The sequence below is a fragment of the Belliella alkalica genome (genome assembly GCF_022549785.1).
Taxonomy (GTDB): Bacteria; Bacteroidota; Bacteroidia; order Cytophagales; family Cyclobacteriaceae; genus Belliella; species Belliella alkalica.
On the sequence record NZ_JAKZGO010000002.1, the window covers coordinates 179,525 to 199,326 of the forward strand.

A 19,802-nucleotide genomic window follows, 5' to 3' on the forward strand; every position below is an offset into this window, starting at 1 on the left:
TATTTATTTTAACAACTCCAAGTCTTGTAATTTTCTACCAAATCCATCATCCGCTGCCAATTTCAAAATGTCTTTTTGCAAACCCAATACTCGTAAAACATTAAAATATGCTCCGAATGCGACACTAGATTCACCTTTTTCAATCAAATAAAGAGTAGAGCGTGCTATTCCAGCACGCTCAGAAACTTGAAGAGTGGTTAATTTTCTACGTTTCCTTGCGAGTTTTATATTCTCTCCCATTTGTTCCAAGTATTGATTGTATTTAGGGAAGATGATCTGTTTTTTATCTTTCACAACTTATAAATGATTGTTATTATATACAAAAATACTAAATATGTTTGAAATAACAATCAAATTGAATGTTGTCTTCAGATCATGAAAAAGTTGACTAGGGTAAAATTTGGTTTTTCTGGTGATTTCTGGTTATTCCCAACCACGGATAGCACAAAGGTCGGCACGATATGCACAAATAAAACCAATGCTAGTATTTGTAGTGACCTTTATACAACATTAGTGGCTTCACATTCCTCTGAATTAGTGAATCAGCAAAATTGAATTGTTTTCCTTTTTCAATCCATCTAGGATTTAAAGCTTTTCTCAGGCGTTTTTATTTTTTGTCTGGACGATCACTCCCTCAAAAGGCAGGATGAAAATATAACTATCCACAATTGAGTTTAATCGATCATCACAATTTTCATTGATCAGTACCAAACTGTAATTTTTGCCAAATTTTATTTCAAACAAAACGAAGTTTTTGTTTAGTTTGAATCCATAGACCCAATTGCTAGGGTAATTTTAATTTGGTGAATCAAATATCACTTCCACCAAATAGTAAGATTCCAAATCATCTTCATTAGTCAAATATTGATAAAATGGACTAGCTTCTTCTATAAATTGCTTTAGAATATACCCTGCCAATACATTTTTAAATCGGTTTGCAGCTGCATCGACTGTATGAAAAAAAGGAAGTATCAAATTGTACTTTTTTGATTCTTTTAAAAACCTTCCATTACCAATAACTTCTCCTTTAACTTTGTTATAGACAGTTGAGAACTGTTTAAATTCTGCATCAAATGAAGAAAATATTATAAAATCATTACACCTCTAAGCGCTTTTTCAAAAGTGAATGATATCTATTCCATCGAGAAATTTTCAACCAATCTAGCTACTTTACAAGATTCGCTGTTTAACACTGGGTTGATATTATTGTATCCTCCATATCCAAGGTAAGAAGATCCTTGGAATTTGTAAATAGCGTTAAAGAAAAGTTGGTTTTCACATTTGAAAGCATTTATAAGAATGTAAATAATAATTGCCATATTCAATTCAAGTAATTAATCAATTGTTTTTGAAAATTAGGGCTTAAGCAATCTTTAAATTAAAGCGTTAGCAGAACGTCCTTGGGTACTGCGATACTTAAACTTATTGATCAAAATTATATGCTAGTCAAGAATTTTAATTTCCTCGTTGCTCCACTTAGTTAGTATTATCAGGTTTAAAAATTTTTCAAATATTTTGTTAAGGTTTATTTCAGTCAAGCTACTAATGTATTGACAAAATAAAACTACCATGAATAATATGATTAGCAAAATAATTGCAATGGGGATTTTGATCTCTTGCTCTCATCAACTTTTTGGACAAAAAACGAAAGAGAAGATTAATGAAAGAGCGGATAAAGTATCAAACCGTGCCTTGGATAATCTGGAGGAGACTGTTTTTTCTGCCAAAATCAAATTTCCTTCTAAGCAAAAGGCAAAAGACACTCAAAAAAGTAAGCAAGAAGAGCGAGGTGTATCATGGGAAGAGGAGCTACATCCAATGGAAGAATTAGGTAGGGCAGATGGCACTGTTGCTTTTAATGGTGGAGATTTAAAATCATACTCAAATTATGATTTTATCATGGGTACAACCATACTTTTTGCAGATAACTTTGATAAGGCCTCTTTAGGGGGCATACCTGATGGTTGGAATACATCTAGTAACTTGGAAGTTGTCGAGCTGAGTCTGTACGATGGGAAATGGCTGAAAATGGGAAAGGGCCAGACTAACTTTACACCTTTAACATTGGGTAAGCTCCCTGATAGTTTTACTTTAGAGTTCGATTTGGTATTGGATGTAGACGGTCAAAAGTTCGCGCCTGGGACACGTATGTTTGGTGTCATTCTAAATGACCTGCAAGATGCGAGTATGAAATTGGGTAATAGGAGAGGGGGTGATCATTGGATATTTTTTGGATTTTCTGGAGATCGTAAGCAAGTCGAAAAGCGATGGAAAAAAAGTGAGTATAATGAATTTAATGCTACTCCTTTGCCAATATTGAGCAAGACCAACTTGAATAGAGGTGACAAAATCAGAGTGTCGATGTGGAAGAGCAAAAATAGAATTAGGTTCTACATCAATGAGGAGAAAGTCTACGATATTATCCAAGCACAATCGGAGGAAAGCCCATTTCGCTCGCTGAAGTTTTTTTCAGACCAAGCGAATGATGGAGAATATCTATACATGTCTAATATCAGAATAGGAGATGCACCGCCAGTAATCAAGTCTGATTTAGAAAACAAGGGGGTTTTTGAAGCAACGGGAATATATTTTGAATCAGGAAGTGCAGTCATTAAACCAGAATCTTTTCCATCGCTCAAGCAGATTGCTGACTTTATGAATCAGCATGGGGGGAGTTTCTCGATCGCAGGGCATACGGATAATGTAGGAAATAGCGAAACAAACCGCTTGCTTTCAGAACAAAGGGCAAGTGCAGTACGCAATGTGCTGATCAAGGAGTTTGGGGTATCCACTAATCAATTGGCATCAAGAGGTTATGGTCTTAGGTATCCCATCTATCCAAACGACACAAAAGAAGGTAGAGCCAAAAATAGAAGGGTAGATATTATCAATTTGGATGTAGTTCCGAATTATGAAGAAAGGTTAGCAGAGGCAATAGGAACCATTCAAAATTAAAGGAACTATGCTTCTGCATGAAAAATACAATCGATTAGCAGTCAATGCAAATTTTTGGATAACAGGATTGTTGATGCTCCTTACACTTACCTGTCTGGGTCAAAAGGGTACTTATTTGATTGCGTCTGGTCAATTTGATTTAGATAAGATCAAGACAATGAAATCTATGCAAGAGCATATACAGTTTGTCTCCATGGAACATGAATCTGATGTGGTCAAGCAGTTACAGGCTAATGGATTTAGCCTAATGAGTAAAGGTGTGATTTCAGCAGCAGGGATTACAAATGAGCGATTGAGATGCTATGTAGCTCAGAGAGGTAATAATATAGTGATTGTATTCAGAGGGACAAAATCTGTCGGCAATCTTGGTCAAACAATCATCAACACAGTCTTGACAGATGCCAATATCGAACAAGTAAAGCCATCATTTATTACTTCAAATTCTGTCGCACCCGTTTCAAGTTATAGAAACTCGAATGTTCATAAAGGTTTTGATGAAGCTTATAAGAGACTAAGACGAGATATTCACAATGCAATTCAAGAGGCTCCGGGCTCTAGCAATATTTTTATTTTTGGACATAGTCTTGGAGGAGCTCTGGCGTCACTATGTGCACTTGATATAGCAGTCAATCAAAACAGAAGATTTGCATCAATTACACATATCGTTTCGGGATCTCCTAGGGTGGGAGATGAAACATTCAGAGCATATTTTGAAAGAGCTGTCAAAAATAACCTTAGGTTAGTAATCAACTCCGACCCTGTGCCATCAGTTCCTAATTTTATTGGTGTCAGGGCTGCTAATAAGTATCATCATGCAGGTAACCTACTCGTACTTGGTAAGCAAGATGCCGCTATAGTATTTGATAATATTGATGTCAACCCAAATATTCGTCATTTTCCAAATCACAATAATGAGCTTTATCTAGAGGTTGTAGATAAGTTTTTGAAGAAAGCTATCAACACACCTTCCGTATATGGTCGCGGCTCTAGGATTATAGAAGATATTGCCAATAAAGAAAGAGCATTAGCTAATAGAAGATTTTAAAAAGATTATATAACAACTCTCAAATAATTATGAAAAAGCAAGCCATATTATTAATAGTATTCATCATGCACTTTTGCTTTGACTTACAAGCCCAGCAAGCTGTGGGTAATCTACTAATCAATAGTAGTGCAAAAACCAAGATTGAGAACCGACCAAGTGTTGTACATCATTTTGCAGATTTTAAGACTGGCAAAAACAATATTGTCTTCAATTTGGAAACAAATGGTTTTCCTAAAACAGCTGATGGTAAGGAATTGGCGATTGTCGTCTTCGAGACTATTGTCAAAGTAAATGGAAGGATTATATCTCAAGTAAAAAGTAGTCCGCTCCCATTCTTCCCTGGTGAAATGGGAATGCCTGTTGAAGCTTTTGATATTATCTCTCCAATCTTTATGCACCAATATGGACTTGGGAAATCTACCAAAGATAATCCAAAGCTGAACCCAGTAGCACGCAAGGGGACATCCTACGAAGTTGAAGTCAAGGCCGAAGTAATCAATGGAGATAGTCGTATTGCTCCAGTCTTTCTAGTTATCATCATTTAATCAGATAGTTATCGAAAAGCTATGTTTAAGAGCTTTTCGATGGTGATGTAAGCTTTATCTGCCCAAGAATACTAAGAAGGAGTATGGCAAATGAATAGCAAAAATATACCCATAATGCGTATAGCAGGGATGATCTATTGGGTGTCTGATAATAATGATTTTTTCAGGTTTGAAAAAAAAATTACCATCGAGATGATCAAGTAATAGCTGTGCGATGACTCATGACTATCTGAAAAGCTCCATTTATTGTAATTAGTTAGGATAAGCCTGTAATTGGTGTTAGTCCTGTTTCTTATTTGGTTTGGTTCTGATTCATAACAAATAATAGACATAAGGTCCCCGCAGTGTAAGATATCAGATGTCTCATTTTCAATATGATACGGCTCGGTTTGTCATACATAAACTTAAAAACTAAAATTTATAAATAATCAAATAATGAAGACCATGAAATTGAACATTACTTTAATATTGAATTGGATGCTATTGGGAGTTATATCAGCATGTGGGCAACAATCCCAAAATGAAGCAGCCTATGACACTCAAACTGTCAGTACTTTGAAAAGCGAAAATTATAACGCCTGCAAGGGCGTGACAGAGACTAATTTCAGAGAAATATTCAATATCCCTAAGGATTACGAACTAGGAGATGTATCTGCAATGAATGTCATGCCAGCAATGTCTTGTATGATGGCCGCAGGAAAGGAAGGGAAACAACTCGCTGTCATGGTTACTTTGATGGCAAATCCAGAATCTTACGATCTTGTTGCTACTCGTATAAAGGAGGAGCTTAATGCCTCTCCTGAGGAAGATAAGATCAAAGGGTTGGGGGAATTTGCTGTTTACCGTGAAAATAGAACTCGGAAGGAATCAATTTTAGTTGTTTTTCAAAATAGACACATAATATCTGTCGCTTTCGACCATTCGAATACTTATTCAAAAAATCAAATCATTGGAATGCTGCAAGATTTTTATGAAAATTGGTTGAAAGCCCAATGATCAATAAGCCTTGCTGGTCCTGGTAGATTTGTTTCAATAGGATTATTTTGGTTGTAGACGTCTAGAAATTGATAAATTAACGTAGAAAAGGCTAATTTAGCTAAGCTCAGATATTTAGTGTTACTGATCAATAGAAACTGATCAAACCCATGAATTGAAATTTCTAAAAAATGAAGTCAATATTCAATAATTTATATGTTTGTTTTTGATGAGTATCAAATGGAGTGTCTTTGTATCCGCACTTTTAATTTGACGCGCATCAATCTTTAGAGTTCAAATTGAAATAGATGCTCGACTATGTGAATATTCAAAAGCCTTAGCTTTAAATTGCTAATGAAAATGTTGCAATTAAGTACTACGAGTTATATTACAGTTGTTATTAATATAATATTATGAAATTGTTCGTATTCGTTTTAATTACTTTTTTTTCATTGCAAGAAGCAAAGCCTTCTTTTGAGCAGTTGGCAAAACTGTATGAACAACGTGTATTGAATGGAACAAAAGTGATAGATCAAGAGATTTTGGAGAGTCATTATGTTTATTGGTCAAGCCGTACTCAATCTCAATTGAAAAAAGAAGAAGCCAGGGCTTTGTTTCAATTTTTAGCTACATGTCATTTAGAAAAGAAATACGCATTGTCATCCAAGCTAATAGAACATCCTGCTGGATTTGTTCAAAGCAATTTTCAAGAAGGTACTTGGGAAAGAGAAGTCATTGATTACTTAAATTATATCAATGGATTTGCTGTTTCAGGACAAACAAATATTCCTTACTTGAGGAAGAAAGTCAAAAGGTTTGAAGAATTCACTTCTCAAGATCAAGAATGGCTTGCCTTGGCCTCAGATCGATTGGGTAGGACTTATTATGATAGCAATAAATATGATTCAGCCGCTTACTTTTTGGAAAAAGCAGGTTCAATAATGGCAAAACACCAGATGAACTTATATTTAGCGAACAATCTCACCATGCAAGGAGTACTATGGGATGCAAAGGAGCAGTTTGATAAATCAGCTCAGTGCTATGAAGCTTCATTGAAGGTATTAGAAAAATTAGTACAACCACCTCTGGGTACTCTTGGAGCTAATGCATATAATGTTGGATTGATTTATGAAGATCGTTATGGGAATGGATTGAAGGGACTTCCATTCTATACTAAAGCCTTGTCTTATGATGTTCAAGGAGGAGAAGATGCTCTAGGAATTGTTTCTGAAGATTATGCCGCGATTGCAAGGTGTTATTTGCGAGAAGGGGATATACTTCATGCAGAGAAATATGCACTCCTTGCCACAGATATGGCTCAACAGATCAATTCTTCAGCTGGCTTTGAGTATGCTAAAGCGCTATTGGTTTCGGCTGATGTATTAGGGTATAAACACCAATTGGATGAAGGACTAAGACAAGCCAAAGAGGCACTTTCGATTTTTGAATCAATAGAGAAGTCATATAAATATGACCTTAGGCGTCAGAAGGCGATGGCTTTCAATCTATTGGGTAAGCTTTATGTGAAAAGCAATAGACATGCTGATGCTCAGGAATATTATTTGAAAGCGGTCGCTATTGCGCAGGAGATTTCTAGAGACATTTATCTTTTGGAAGCATATCCAGGCTTGATTGATTCTGCTATACAAGACGAAGATTGGTTTACAGCTCTAAAGTATTGGGAGGCATGGGGTGTGGTAATAAAGAGTAAGTTTGCTGAAGCTACTTATCACATACAGCTGCATCGGCTCGCAGGGATAGAAATCAATCTAAAAAGCAAGCTGCCATCGTCTTCTGGATTGATCGTGTCGGCTGAAATTCAGGACTTTTTGGGTCAATCAAACCTGACTTCCGACTTGTATCTCAAAGGATTGCTGCTCAAGACTATTTGGCTTGCGCAAAGAGATAGACCGATAAGTGATGTAGAAGCACATTTGAATGAAGTGCAGACATCATTGTATGAGTATTTGAATTTTCAACATCATGTAGTGAATGCAGCTTTTCAAAGTCCTAACTTAAAGCTACTTTTGAAAGAAGTACTCTTGCTCGGCTTGAAGTACCAATCACTTTTTGAAGGTGAGGAAGGTAAGCTTGCAATGTTCAATCTTGTAAGTTTCAACAAAAGCTTAGGAAGTATCCCCAAGAGGAATTTGCAACATGCCTATAATGAGGCACACAAATCATTGATAGAAAATGAAAAAAGCGTTTCTGAGAGATTTGCAGAGGTATCGTTTATGATCTATGCTCATGAAATCGGGCAGAAAAAAATACCTATGGATCAATTGCAAAAACTCGCTAGGGAAGTGGAAGTCTTAGAAGCGGAGCTTGTTATTTTGAGAGAACAATTGAAGTCTAAGGTGGCTTCTTACTTTTACTCCTACTTTGTATCTCCCTTGATTTCTTTGAAGGATTTGCATCAGAGCATTCACAAAGGTGACCTGTGGATAGAGACTTTTGTCTATGAGGAAACTGTAATTGCGATGATCGCAAATAAGGATGGATTGAGCTTTAAGTCTTTGGCTTTAGACAAAAATTTGAAGGAAAGCTGGTCTACACAGCGATCCACAGGTAGTAGACTTCTAACAGCTGAAAATTTGTTTGTTTGGGAAGATATATTTGGAGTAGAACTGCAAAAAGTAGATCGACTAATCTATGTCCCTGACGGGTGGTTAGCCATGTTTCCGATAGATATGTTTACTTATGAAGGCCGACCTTTGGTGTTTTCCAAGCGAGTCAACTATGATGTCAACCTTTTGGATAGAATACGAAGAGTGACGGTGAAGCGGTCTGGTGACAAGGTGTTTTGGGCAGGGTTTGCTCCTGCTTATAAAGACCGCCAACTGGTCTACGCTGCTGAAGAAGTGCAGCGAATCCATCAATTGATGAAAGGTAAAAGTTACATTGGGGAATCTGTGACCAAAGATTTATTCAAATCTGAAGCAGCTCAAGCTAGTGTTTTTCATCTTGCTGCCCATGGACATTCCGAATTATCCAATCCAGGATATAATGCCTTAGTTTTTGGTGATGACTTGGAAGATTACCTTACTGTAAATGAGATTTACGATTGGTCATTAAATGCCGATTTGGGAGTTTTGAGCGCATGTGGATCAGGGGTAGTCAATAATAATCAAGGCGCAGGGATTTTGAGTTTAGGTAGAGCATTTAATTATGCAGGTGTACCTAGCTTAGTCATCAGCTTATGGGAGATTCCTGACAAACAATCTGCTATAATTATGCAGTTATTTTATACAAACCTTATGAAGGGTTTGTCAAAGTCCGAGTCCTTACGCCAGGCCAAACTTTCATATTTGGCTCAGACCGAAGATGAATATTTAAGGCATCCCTATTATTGGGCGGGATTGGTTTTGATAGGTAGTGACGAGTATTCTGATACCAAAAAAATAAATTGGTTTCTTATTGGTTTAAGTTTACTAGCATTATTGTTAATCTTGAGGAAGTTTTTTCAAAAGTAGGCTAGCCTTTTCCGATTTGAAGGCCTTTTTTGCTACTATGTCTTCCAATAATATTCTTGCAGAATCGTACTCACTAGACTTTACATAACTTAAAGATTGATACCATTTGTACCTATACAAAAGTAAGCTGTCTTTGACATTGTTGGGATTTAATACTTTTATAGCATTATTTACTTCTCCAATAGCCAAATATGCAGAGCCAATATATAGATCTAGTCCCTCGTATTGCCCAGTTCCTTGCATGAGTAGAAGCAGCTCCAAGGCTTTGTCAAATTGCCCCTGTTCGTATGCGGTAAAAGCTTGCACAATCAATGTGTCCGATTCACCTCGGGTAATTGGGTAATGGATGTTTTCAGCTGGTGTGAAATAGGATAAAAATAGTTGATTAGCTTCAACTGGAGTTTTGTTGTACTTCAAGACAACTAATAGCATACTTATGATCAAAGCTGCCGCTACAGTTATTCTAAATAGCGTTCGTTGTATGCTTTTTGTCCTTTGGTAAGCGTTTTCGTAACCTACTAATTTGGAACCTAATGCTTCCTCTTTTTCTAGAATTAGTGCTTTCTTTATACCTAGATGGAAATTTAAATCTGCTTTGAACTCTGGGTCGGAGTCCATTAGCCTATGGAATTCTCTTTCCTCTTCCTTGGTTAGAGATTTCGTCAAGTATTGCTCTATTAGTTTTTGCTTATCCATTCTTTTGTATTGTAAGTGATTCTCTCAATTGCTTCAAACAACGACTTTTCTGAGCGCTTACAGTATTCTCATTTTCATAATCACCTCTCTTGACCATTTCCTTGATTGTTAGTCCCTCTAAATAGAAAGATATTAACAGTTTCTTACAAGCTTTTCCCATTACACTGATTTTATCTTTGATATGCTGAATCAGTTCTTGGTCATTCTCTTCAGACGTAAAATCTGTTTCGACCTCAGGCAAATTATCACTCAAGTATATTATGGACTTTTGCAACTTCTTCAGATGATCAAAAGCTTTGTTTTTGCCAATTGCAAACAAGTAGGTTTTCAAACTGACTTGTACTTTATCTAATTCATATAGATAAGCCTTTCTTTTGAGGATGATGATACATTCATGAAATATTTCAACAGATTCAGTTTCTGGTATACCTCTTTTGATTAAGAAATTAACAAAATCTTTCCTGTACGTTTTGTAGAAATTTTTATAAAAAGCTTCGTCTTCTGATCGAAAACCTAAAATGACCTCAGATTCAATCATCTGTTTGAAATATATTAAGTTAAAAACATTGAACGCCTCTAAGTTAAGAACTTAAAGTCTGAACTTAAATGATAAATTCATGAAACAAGTGCCAAATTTATCACTAATTTTCCTTATTTCACCAAAGAGTACAATAGCTTAACCTTAAGTTTTCCTTTCAAAAGAAACTCAATATTTTACAATCTACAATCTGTCCCACTTTGCGTCCTTTGAGGTAAAAAATACATTTATTCCAAATGCACCAATGCAAGTGCTTCCCAACCATTCAAGTCGGTATTGTGGCCTACTTTTTCCATCGCTTGTGCGATTTTGTTTTTGAAGGCCCAGCAGGTTTCTCTTCTCAATTCCAATATCTCCGAAAGTTCGTTCAACGTAAGATCTACATCTTTTCGGTTGGAGAGGTAAAGAATGTAGAATGCCTTTTCTATCGGGAATTTAAGTTTATGAAAAAGTGTATCTACAGTTGGGGATTCATAATAGTTACAGTTTTTACATCTTCTTCCATGGTTTGGACCTTCCGTGAATTTATTGTAATCACATTTTTTGCAATGATACTTATCTTTCCATTTGAGTTCTGAAAGAAATTTGAGACAGGTTTCTTTATCTGGAAATACACTTTTGAAATCTTCAAAATCAAGCCCTTTCATAAGCGCAAGATCTTTAGTGACCTCTTCTACACTCGATTTAAGAAGTGCATTGTTCTCAGTTAGATAATTATTGATTTGAGTGACCTGAGAATTAAGTTCTTGCAGTTTCAGGTTTGTGGTTTGTAGTTCTACATTTTTCTTTGCCAAGTCAGCAGCCATCCTTTCGATTTTCTCTGTTCTTGCCCTTACTTTTTCCTTCAGTTTGGAATTGAGCTCTTGGGTGAGTTGGTTGTTTCTCTCCAGAGCAATAGTTTTCTCTTTATTAGCTTCCAAAAATTGATTTTGGAGAAATTTGAGCTGATTGAATATGGAAAAAGAAAATAGAATCATTTCCATAAAAATCACCGGGTATACAAAGTACCAGTTGATCACCGGGCTGCTGAACAATTGTATGCTTTTGGAATAGGAGTATACAATCACCAAAAAAAGACACAAATAGGCGAATGTATATGACCAAGAATAAATTTTGGCTTTGATCAATGCATACAATCCCATGGAGAATGGTATCGATAAGATGATGATTGTGATGACAATATATGCGATGTAATTTAACTCGTAGATGAATATTTGACTTACAAACAATATCAGCTTGAGTAAAATTGCTATATATGTAAAAGTCAGGACACGTTTGCTTTTAGTGTATTTTTGAACAAATCTATCTGAGAATAACAAAGTCGACAAAATGATTATTAATTCTATAAATTTCTCATTGTTGAGTTTGTTTACCCAGGGAGCATTTGGCCATAAAAATTGAAAACCTAAGCCATCTCTTCCAAGGGAAAACCAAATACAAGCTAATATCAAACATGGAAAATATAGATATAAAGTATCACGAAGTCTATAGAAGAGATACAAATTGAAAGTGAGGATAATGATCAAAACACCATAGTATATCCCCAATAAAAAATACTCATTCAGAGAGTGCACCAAGAATTTTTCGTTTGTTCTTAGGTGAAAGCTAAACTCCTGATTGTAGCTTCTCTGTACTTTCAAATAGAACGTTTTGGTTTCATTTGGTCGTAAATCAAGAAAATAATTGAAATTTTTATGTTTGATTTTTCTCTCCTCAAATGGTCTTTCAAATCCAGCTGTAGATGTTTCAAATGTCCCATCTTGGTTTGGGAAATAGAATGTAATATTTTTGATATCAAAACCCCAAGATTCTAGATACCAAGAATGATTGGAAAGCGTTTGGTCGTTTTGAACTGTAAATCGCATCCAAATAGGTGAATCCAAATAATCAAAAAGAACATGTGAGTCAGTGACTTTTTGAAATTGACTTTGAAGGTGTTCTTTCGTAATGTCTTCTATCGAATATGCCGCTGCTGTATCCAAGAAAAAATCATACGTGTTTGCAATATGGACTTGGGAAATATCATCGTTGAGCTTGATTATGGTTTTTTGTTCTTTCTTGGCAAAAGTTTCATAAGGAAAAATCAAAATTAAAATCAATAGCAATATGGATTGAAATATCTTATTGATATTCAATTTAGGTACTTGATATTGTTTTTTTGATAAAATTCTATTCATACACTATCAATTTTCAGCAATTTGAATCAATGCATCAATAATATCCTTTTTTTCTTTATAATCTTTGTCTATGATCAGTGGATAAGCAGTTCTTCCTGGCATTGGCCAATTGTTTAACCAACTTCCTCCGTCATGAACTCCCCAGAATGTAATTCTAGTGATTTTTTCCTCATGTTTTTTGAAAAGTTCAAATAACTCTCTGTATCTGCTAACAAGTTTTGCTTGAATTTCTTCTGGTAAGCCTTCTTTGTAGATATTGTAACTTTCATCAGCAGGGAATGTTGCATCGATGTCAGCACCATGTCTATTGACAGGGTTTGGTAATACATCAATATCAACTTCGGTAAACATTACCTTAAATCCAGCATCTGCTATTTTGTTTATTGCAGTTTCAATTATTTCAAGACTAGGGGAGTCCAGACCATAATGTCCCTGCATTCCGATACCATCTATTCTGATGCCTTCTTCTCTTAGCTCTTTAGCAAGTTTGATTGCTGCGTCAGTTTTCTCCGGTTTCCACATGTTGTAATCATTGTAATACAATTCTGCGTCAGGATCCACTTCGTGCGTTTTGATAAAAGCTCTTTTGATAAAGTCTTTTCCTGCTGCTTCGTACCATTTGGAGGTTCTGTACTGACCATCATCAAAAAATGCCTCATTGACCACATCATAGCCAAACACTTTTCCTTTGTACCTACCCGCTACAGCTTCTATGTGCTCTTCCATCCTTTGGAGCAAAGCATCTTTTGAAAGCCTTTCCCCATTTTCATCTTCATAAACCCAATCAGGTGTCTGATTGTGCCATACCAAAGTATGGCCTATGACCCTTGCATCTATTTTTTCTGCCAATGCCACCAATCGATCCATTGGCTCAAAGTTGTATTGGCCAAGTCTTGGGTGTATCGAGCCCCATTTCATCAGATTTTCAGGTGTCAAGCTATTGAAATGTTTGTCTAAGATTGGGAATACTTTTGTATCAGTACCATTTACCTCCCTTACACTCAGAGCAGCACCTATATCAAAAATTCCTTCATAACTCTTCTTCAAAGATTGGGAAAATAAATCTTGGGAATTGAAGATGCTAAGCATCAAAAATGCGATAAAAACACGAATTATCTTATTCATTTGGTTTATAGGTTTTTTAGGTTAATTTTTTTTAAAATCACTGGTTAGAATCCTATGGAATTGCCACCGTCTACAGCAAGTGAAGTACCTGTGACATACGTAGAAGCATCAGAAGCAAAGTAAAATACGGCTTCAGCGACGTCAGATGGATCTCCTAACTTGCCCATTGGGGTTCTGCCAAGTACTTTATTTTTTCTTTCAGGATCAGAATCTAAGGCTTTGGATGACATGGCTGTAAAGATAAAACCTGGCGCTACGCTATTGACTCTGATTCCCATCGGAGAAAGCTCAACAGCCATCGCTTTTGTCATGCCTTCTATGGCTGTTTTTGCAGCTGTATAAGCGATGACTTTTGGTATTCCATATTTTGCAGCCATTGATGAGATCATTATTATTGATCCATTTCCTTGTGCTACCATCACTTTTGATACTTCTCTGCTGATAGCAAATACAGAAAATACGTTTGTATTGATCACATTGAAGAAATCTTCATCGGTGACTTCGAGGAAGTTTTTCTTCATATTGATACCAGCGTTGTTCACCAAAATGTCGATTCTGCCAAATTTAGACTTGATTTCTTCGACAAGCTTTGGGATTTTACCAAGATCACTTAGGTCAAAGGATATTGCATAAGCAAGTTCTCCCAATTCATTTTTGGCATCTTCCAGTTTTTTGGAATCACGTCCGATAATTATGGTCTTTATTCCTTCTTTGACAAATTTTTTGCTAGTCGCCAAGCCAAGCCCTGATCCACCACCTGTTACTATTGCTATTTTTTGAGAATATTGATTCATTCAAGTACTGTTTTAATTACTGAATTTTAAATTTCAGATAAAGTTGGTAATTAAGGGCCAAGTCGCAAGATTTAAGAAATAGGACGCAAGACTCAAGTGTCACGTCCTGATTTTACTTGACACTTTTTTTGTTGATTTCTCTTTATTTCCGATAGCCATTCAATTGCCTCCCGATAAGGATACAGGACAGCTTCTTCAGGGCACTCTCTTTCAAAGAAGTGGTTACAATTAACGACCTACTTTCGAATATCGAAATCAAGGCAAGCTACAACTCAACAGAGTTTCTCTCTTCCCCACAATCTTTTAATCTTTTAATCTTTTAATCTTCTAATTTTCTAATTTTCAACCTTCTTTAGAAAGACGCAAGACGCAAGACACAAGACGCAAGATACAAGACATAAGAAGTGGCTATAATTTACAACCTACTCCCGAATAGTCAAGTCAAGGAAAACTATATTTCAACCCTAGAGTTTATCCCTTACCCATAATCTTCTAATCTTCCAATCTTCTTTAGAAAGACGCAAGACACAAGACGCAAGATACAAGACATAAGAAGTGGCTATAATTTACAACCTACTCCCGAATAGTCAAGTCAAGGAAAACTATATTTCAACCCTAGAGTTTATCCCTTAGCCATAATCCCCTAATCTTCCAATCTTCCAATCTTCCAATCTTCTAATCTTCTAATCTTCTAATCTTCCAATCCCCTAATCTTAAAACCTTCCAACTTAAAAACCTTCCAACTACCCCTCAAATCCCAGGGACATTTTTTGGATTGTAATTAATATAGTGTTCCAAGTCATGTTTTGGTGGTTCTACACCTTCTGGGAGTGGCATTTTTGAGAACTGACCAAAGTAAAGCAGGCAAGCATCTCTCCACCATGCTGCTTCCTCCGCTTGGATTTTCATAAATGACAAAACATGCTGATGCCTTTCATCATCGATTTTTCCATTCATAGATTCCCATGTTTTGACATTTTTTCTGGCTTCCTCTACACCTTTTTGATAGTGCTTTGCAAGGTTGTTCCATAGGTTATCACCATTTTTCAATTGATGATCCCATGATACATGGTGAAACCATAACAGGTGTTCTTCAGGAATTGAATTGATATCTCCCCATTTTTTTTGAAGCTCCATAGCATATTGGCCAAGTGCATTGCTACCCGTGGCTGTCCTGTCAAAACCAATACCTTCTTCAGAAGCCTGATGGTAATAGGTAGAAGTCCAATCCGCCCTTGACCCACCAGTTACCCAGGGTCCAGGACCATAATGATGACTTCTAGCCATAATATGGTGCAATCCCAAAGGGGTCATATAATTTACGACCATTTCTCTTGAGTTTAGCATCATCTCTTTAATCGGATTTACAAAATCGTCATCATTTGAAAATGTCAATCTGATCCAGTCTTCAGCAATATTTTCAGCTTTTTCGTAAGGATCCCAAGCGAGTCTGCCGTAGGCAAACCAATTGGCTTGATGGAAGTGATGCCCCGTCCAGTTTCTGTCTGTACCGATATTTGCGACACCCGCCATGGCAGTCAATGTGTGGGAATGTAGGCTCCCATCAATTGTCTTTGCTACTTCACTTCCTTTTCCACTTACATAGGTATCTTCTTTCAGCACTTCCTCGTACATAGGCGCCAAAAAGGCCAGATGAGTATCATGGCCTAAATATTCCTGTGTGATTTGGAATTCCATCATTAAGGGAGTTTTTGGCATTGCACCAAAAAGAGGATGAAAAGGCTCTCTTGGTTGGAAATCTATCGCTCCATTCTTTACTTGTACAATTACATTTTTGCGAAATTTCCCATCCAGAGGTTTGAATTCATTGAATGCTTGTTTGTGTCTATCATCGGGAGTTTTTTCGCTATATACGAAAGCTCTCCACATGACAATTCCCCCAAAAGGCGCTACTGCGTCTGCAAGCATATTGGCACCATCTGTTTGGGTTCGGCCATAATTGTGAGGGCCAGGTTGTCCCTCCGAATCAGCTTTTACTACAAATCCTCCAAAATCCGGGATATACTTATATACTTCCTTGGCTTTTTCTTTCCACCAGTCTTGTACTTCCTGATCTAATGGATCGGCTGTTACTTTTCCACCGATTTCTATAGGTGAGGAAAATCTGGCTGTTAAATATACTTTGATCCCATAGGGTCTGAATGTGTCTGCCAGTGCTTTGACTTTTTCCAAATATTCAGGTGTCAATACAAGAGAGTTGGCGTTGACGTTTGTCAATACAGTTCCATTGATCCCAATGGAAGCATTTGCTCTTGCATAATCTATATATTGCTGATCGATATGGCGAGGCAGTCTATGCCAATTCCATATACTAAAACCAGAATAACCCCTTTCTACTGTTCTGTCTAAATTATCCCAATGATTCAGTAACCTGTGTTGTGTTTTGGGTGATTGAAAAATACCTTCTGCTGGGATTGCCTCGTTTTTCTGGATTTTTTGAAGTAGATGGTATGTTCCATATAGTAACCCAATGTCAGTATTTGCTACCATAATGGTTGCTTTGTTCTGATTACCAGCGTCAAAATCTTGAATGAAAAACCCCTCTGAACCTAGACTAGTTATTTTATTAGCATCTAGAGGGAATTTTTGCTGATCCAAATCTGAAAATTTCGAAATTATAAGTTTAGGATTATTTGTATCCTGATTGGCTACTTTTTGGAAAAATCCTAAACTAGCTTTTTGAATCTCATCACCAATGATATCTAATGTAGAAGAAGATCCATTGATTTTAAAATGTTCAAAGGATTCTTTTTGCCAATCACTTGGGTTTTCTATAGTGTGATATTGCAGCCAGAGTTTGTACCCATCGTTAGAAAAAGCATATGAGGATAAGAATAGGAGTAATAGGTTGAGAGAAAGAATTTTCATTTAACATTTGGGGTTAGGTTACTATAGGTTTAGGTTTTTTTACATCATATATCCAATGATTGGCAAAATTCTTTTGCAGCAACTCAATCTTTGAGCATTATGTTGGTTTATCATTTTCCCAATATTTAATCTTGAACTTATCTTTTCTACTAAAAAGGAAGCTCAGTGAGGTTAGCAATTGGAAGATTTACCAATAGATAATAAACAGCAATAATCGAATGGTTTTTCCAAATTTACCATTTAATACAACCTGTTCAAAGTAATTTTTTGAAATCGATGTCATTTTTTTTATTTATACTTTTTGAGTGACATTATTTCACGTTTTTAATGTTGTGTTTCAATAGCTGTTTTGGTGTTTTAGCCTTCTATGCTTTTTAAAAAGCATAGAAACATGGATAGCTTATTGTTTTCACATAGTTTTTGATGTTTTTGATTTTAAAAAACTAAATAAATTCCCAGACTGATATTAAAAATTTAGCTTGTGAATTCAAGTTAGTATATAGTTTTAATCGATATTTTTTATAATTGTATGAAATCGGTTGTTTTTCGTTTAGTTCAAATGGGGATTTTTTTAAAGTCAAATTTCTTGTTTTAATTTTTGAGGTTTAGACAGCTCAAGTTCTACATTGAACTTGTACAAGAAAGGAGGGAAGATGAAAAAAATACTTATGAATTAGCCTAAATAAAAATATTGTATGAAGTTCAACTCAATCAGCTGACTGGATAATCGTATGCAAATTAACCATTCGCATCAATAGATGCGAAGTATTCACCTGCTGTTGTTCATTGGGATAAATGTACAGATTGAGCTTACTTTTTGATCTTCAAAGATGATTCTCTAATTAGTAGCTCAGATCTTAAGGTAATTTTATTTGTGTTATGAAGTGTGGTGTTCCCTGGTTCATCCAAATGATTGATCAGATTCTTCATGGCAACTTCTCCCATTTCGAACCCTGGATAGTTGATTGTGGTGATTTTTGGTTCGACTAGTCTGGAGATTACTTCGTTATTGAATCCGACTAGTGCCATATCTTCAGGGATTCTAATACCTCTTTGCTTGAGATGATTCATACAGCTAGCAGCACATGCATCATTGGACACAAAAATGCCATCAGGTAGAGGGTCCATTTTAAGGATTTGATTCACGATGTTTTCACCTGCTTCCTCATTAATATCCGAAAGGACTATTATTTGATCTTGTTCAAAGGGAATATTTCTATCAATATGGGCATATTTGTATCCTTTCAACCGGTCAGCATAGACACTAACTTTTGTACTTCCTAACACATGAACAATCTTTTTGCAACCTTGATCAATAAGATGGTTTGTTGCTATCTGTGCAGCTTGAATATTGTCAATGGTTACTCCTGTACTGCTATCACTATTGGCGATCCTATCATAGAATATCACGGGAATTCCTCTTTTGTGGAAAGGTTCAAAATGAGCTAGGTTTTCAGCATCGCTAGCTAAGGAAACCAAAAGCCCATCAATCCTACTGTTGAACATTGAGCGTGTATTAGCAATTTCCTTTTCACTGGATTCCAAAGATTGACTGATTACTAAGTTGAAGCCAGCTTCATTTGCTACTTTTTCCATACCTGCAAGCACCGAGGCTTGGAAATTACTGTTCAAACTAGGTACTATAACCCCAATATTGTTTGTTCTTTTACTCCTTAGGTTAGCTGCAAAAATATTCGATTGGTAGCCCATGTCTGAAGCAGCTTGAAAAATCTTTTTCTTTGTCTTTTCCTTGACAGCTGGATGGTTGTTTAGCGCCCTGCTTACTGTAGTAGGGGAAACTCCCAAGTCCTTAGCAATGTCGTATATCGTGATGTCTTTTTCCATTCTAATTCTAAATGTCGTATTTTCTACTATTGTAGAGAGCTGTTTTTATACAATCTGACCACAAAAATAAATGATTATCAATAACAAACATCTTTTAATTTCCGGTTTTATTAAGAATTGAAATCGATTGGAATTTTCCAAGAGCCGATTTTTTCTCTTGTAAAGGTAATTTAGATGTTTGGAATGTCTAGTATAAACATTCAAATTCAATTAATTGATTCAATAGGCAATCTGTTTTGTGGTTCTGTTTTTTTAGTAAAATGAATAATTCTTTTACTGAAGAACTTGACAGAAACTGACTTGTGGCGATTTTATGCAATACTTTGCTTCAGCGGTGTTTTTGGCCTTGTACAAAATATGGTATCTCTTTTCAATTTATGTCTCTTAGATGCCTTTTTGGTTTGAAGGCTTTTCTAAGAAATGGAGTAAAAATAATTATTTTATGAAATCGGTTGCATTTTTATTGTTTTTTGTGCAAGTTTATAGCTCGAAACACAGATGCTTTGATCAAATACCGATTTTAGATGTTGAAAGCATAATCGTTAGATATTTAAAGTGGGATCAATTACACTAGTTAAGTGTTTCTTAGGATTTAACTTTGGTGCAGAGCGCAGATCATGTTTTGATTTGCATTTGTTATTCATAGTTCAATAAATATTAGGGTTTATTATTCATTACCGGAGTTCCTTCTGGGAACTTCCGGTTTTATTATGCCCTCAAGCCTTTTCTTTTACTCCGTTTATTG

At 35.9% G+C, this 19,802-nt stretch carries 14 protein-coding genes; 5 read left to right on the forward strand and 9 right to left on the reverse strand.

What is annotated here, in order from left to right; translation table 11 throughout:
- Nucleotides 1-3: 3 nt before the first annotated feature.
- Together MM213_RS02985 and MM213_RS02990 are read right to left on the reverse strand one after the other, a co-directional pair.
- Nucleotides 4-294: a helix-turn-helix domain-containing protein gene (locus MM213_RS02985; RefSeq protein WP_241410018.1), complete on the reverse strand. Its 291-nt coding sequence runs from the start codon at nt 292-294 to the stop codon at nt 4-6.
- A gap of 501 nt (nt 295-795) precedes the next feature.
- Nucleotides 796-975, reverse strand: a complete 180-nt coding sequence (locus tag MM213_RS02990) for a hypothetical protein (RefSeq protein WP_241410019.1) — start codon at nt 973-975, stop codon at nt 796-798.
- Between the two features lie 594 nt (nt 976-1,569).
- On the opposite strand from MM213_RS02990, the gene MM213_RS02995 reads away from it, so the two are divergent.
- From MM213_RS02995 to MM213_RS03015, 5 genes are all read left to right on the forward strand, one after another.
- Complete coding sequence (locus tag MM213_RS02995) at nt 1,570-2,955, forward strand: OmpA family protein (RefSeq protein ID WP_241410020.1); 1,386 nt, start codon at nt 1,570-1,572, stop codon at nt 2,953-2,955.
- Nucleotides 2,956-2,962: 7 nt separating this feature from the next.
- Nucleotides 2,963-4,000 (forward strand): lipase family protein, encoded by a 1,038-nt coding sequence (locus MM213_RS03000; protein WP_241410021.1) that lies wholly within the window; start codon nt 2,963-2,965, stop codon nt 3,998-4,000.
- A 29-nt stretch (nt 4,001-4,029) separates the two neighbouring features.
- Nucleotides 4,030-4,545: a hypothetical protein gene (locus tag MM213_RS03005; RefSeq protein WP_241410022.1), complete on the forward strand. Its 516-nt coding sequence runs from the start codon at nt 4,030-4,032 to the stop codon at nt 4,543-4,545.
- A 444-nt stretch (nt 4,546-4,989) separates the two neighbouring features.
- On the forward strand, nt 4,990-5,541 hold the full coding sequence (locus MM213_RS03010) for a hypothetical protein (RefSeq protein ID WP_241410023.1): 552 nt from the start codon (nt 4,990-4,992) through the stop codon (nt 5,539-5,541).
- A 392-nt stretch (nt 5,542-5,933) separates the two neighbouring features.
- On the forward strand, nt 5,934-8,993 hold the full coding sequence (locus tag MM213_RS03015; protein ID WP_241410024.1) for a CHAT domain-containing protein: 3,060 nt from the start codon (nt 5,934-5,936) through the stop codon (nt 8,991-8,993).
- Here MM213_RS03015 and MM213_RS03020 read toward each other — a convergent pair.
- The 7 genes from MM213_RS03020 to MM213_RS03050 all read right to left on the reverse strand — a co-directional run bounded on the left by MM213_RS03020 (nt 8,964) and on the right by MM213_RS03050 (nt 19,057).
- Nucleotides 8,964-9,689, reverse strand: coding sequence for a hypothetical protein (locus tag MM213_RS03020; protein WP_241410025.1), 726 nt, complete (start codon nt 9,687-9,689; stop codon nt 8,964-8,966). The two genes, MM213_RS03015 and MM213_RS03020, sit on opposite strands and share 30 nt — an antisense overlap.
- Nucleotides 9,682-10,227: an RNA polymerase sigma factor gene (locus MM213_RS03025; protein WP_241410026.1), complete on the reverse strand. Its 546-nt coding sequence runs from the start codon at nt 10,225-10,227 to the stop codon at nt 9,682-9,684. Before MM213_RS03025 ends, MM213_RS03020 begins: the two co-directional genes overlap by 8 nt.
- A 227-nt stretch (nt 10,228-10,454) precedes the next feature.
- Nucleotides 10,455-12,404 (reverse strand): 7TM-DISM domain-containing protein, encoded by a 1,950-nt coding sequence (locus MM213_RS03030; RefSeq protein WP_241410027.1) that lies wholly within the window; start codon nt 12,402-12,404, stop codon nt 10,455-10,457.
- Between the two features lie 6 nt (nt 12,405-12,410).
- On the reverse strand, nt 12,411-13,529 hold the full coding sequence (locus MM213_RS03035; protein ID WP_241410028.1) for an endo-1,4-beta-xylanase: 1,119 nt from the start codon (nt 13,527-13,529) through the stop codon (nt 12,411-12,413).
- A gap of 44 nt (nt 13,530-13,573) precedes the next feature.
- Nucleotides 13,574-14,323 carry an SDR family NAD(P)-dependent oxidoreductase gene (locus MM213_RS03040; protein ID WP_241410029.1) on the reverse strand — a complete coding sequence of 250 codons (750 nt, stop codon included), beginning with the start codon at nt 14,321-14,323 and terminating at the stop codon, nt 13,574-13,576.
- A 750-nt stretch (nt 14,324-15,073) separates the two neighbouring features.
- Nucleotides 15,074-17,212: an alpha-glucuronidase family glycosyl hydrolase gene (locus MM213_RS03045; protein WP_241410030.1), complete on the reverse strand. Its 2,139-nt coding sequence runs from the start codon at nt 17,210-17,212 to the stop codon at nt 15,074-15,076.
- 810 nt (nt 17,213-18,022) lie between these two features.
- Nucleotides 18,023-19,057: a LacI family DNA-binding transcriptional regulator gene (locus MM213_RS03050; protein WP_241410031.1), complete on the reverse strand. Its 1,035-nt coding sequence runs from the start codon at nt 19,055-19,057 to the stop codon at nt 18,023-18,025.
- Nucleotides 19,058-19,802: the final 745 nt, after the last annotated feature.

Bases quoted from the DNA above. Each gene is read 5' to 3' on its own strand.
- MM213_RS03045 (WP_241410030.1), bottom strand. From the start codon at position 17,212: ATGAAAATTCTTTCTCTCAACCTATTACTCCTATTCTTATCCTCATAT.
- MM213_RS03040 (WP_241410029.1), bottom strand. From the start codon at position 14,323: ATGAATCAATATTCTCAAAAAATAGCAATAGTAACAGGTGGTGGATCA.
- MM213_RS03050 (WP_241410031.1), bottom strand. From the start codon at position 19,057: ATGGAAAAAGACATCACGATATACGACATTGCTAAGGACTTGGGAGTT.
- MM213_RS03000 (WP_241410021.1), top strand. From the start codon at position 2,963: ATGCTTCTGCATGAAAAATACAATCGATTAGCAGTCAATGCAAATTTT.
- MM213_RS03025 (WP_241410026.1), bottom strand. From the start codon at position 10,227: ATGATTGAATCTGAGGTCATTTTAGGTTTTCGATCAGAAGACGAAGCT.
- MM213_RS03030 (WP_241410027.1), bottom strand. From the start codon at position 12,404: ATGAATAGAATTTTATCAAAAAAACAATATCAAGTACCTAAATTGAAT.
- MM213_RS03005 (WP_241410022.1), top strand. From the start codon at position 4,030: ATGAAAAAGCAAGCCATATTATTAATAGTATTCATCATGCACTTTTGC.
- MM213_RS03020 (WP_241410025.1), bottom strand. From the start codon at position 9,689: ATGGATAAGCAAAAACTAATAGAGCAATACTTGACGAAATCTCTAACC.
- MM213_RS03010 (WP_241410023.1), top strand. From the start codon at position 4,990: ATGAAATTGAACATTACTTTAATATTGAATTGGATGCTATTGGGAGTT.
- MM213_RS03035 (WP_241410028.1), bottom strand. From the start codon at position 13,529: ATGAATAAGATAATTCGTGTTTTTATCGCATTTTTGATGCTTAGCATC.
- MM213_RS03015 (WP_241410024.1), top strand. From the start codon at position 5,934: ATGAAATTGTTCGTATTCGTTTTAATTACTTTTTTTTCATTGCAAGAA.
- MM213_RS02995 (WP_241410020.1), top strand. From the start codon at position 1,570: ATGAATAATATGATTAGCAAAATAATTGCAATGGGGATTTTGATCTCT.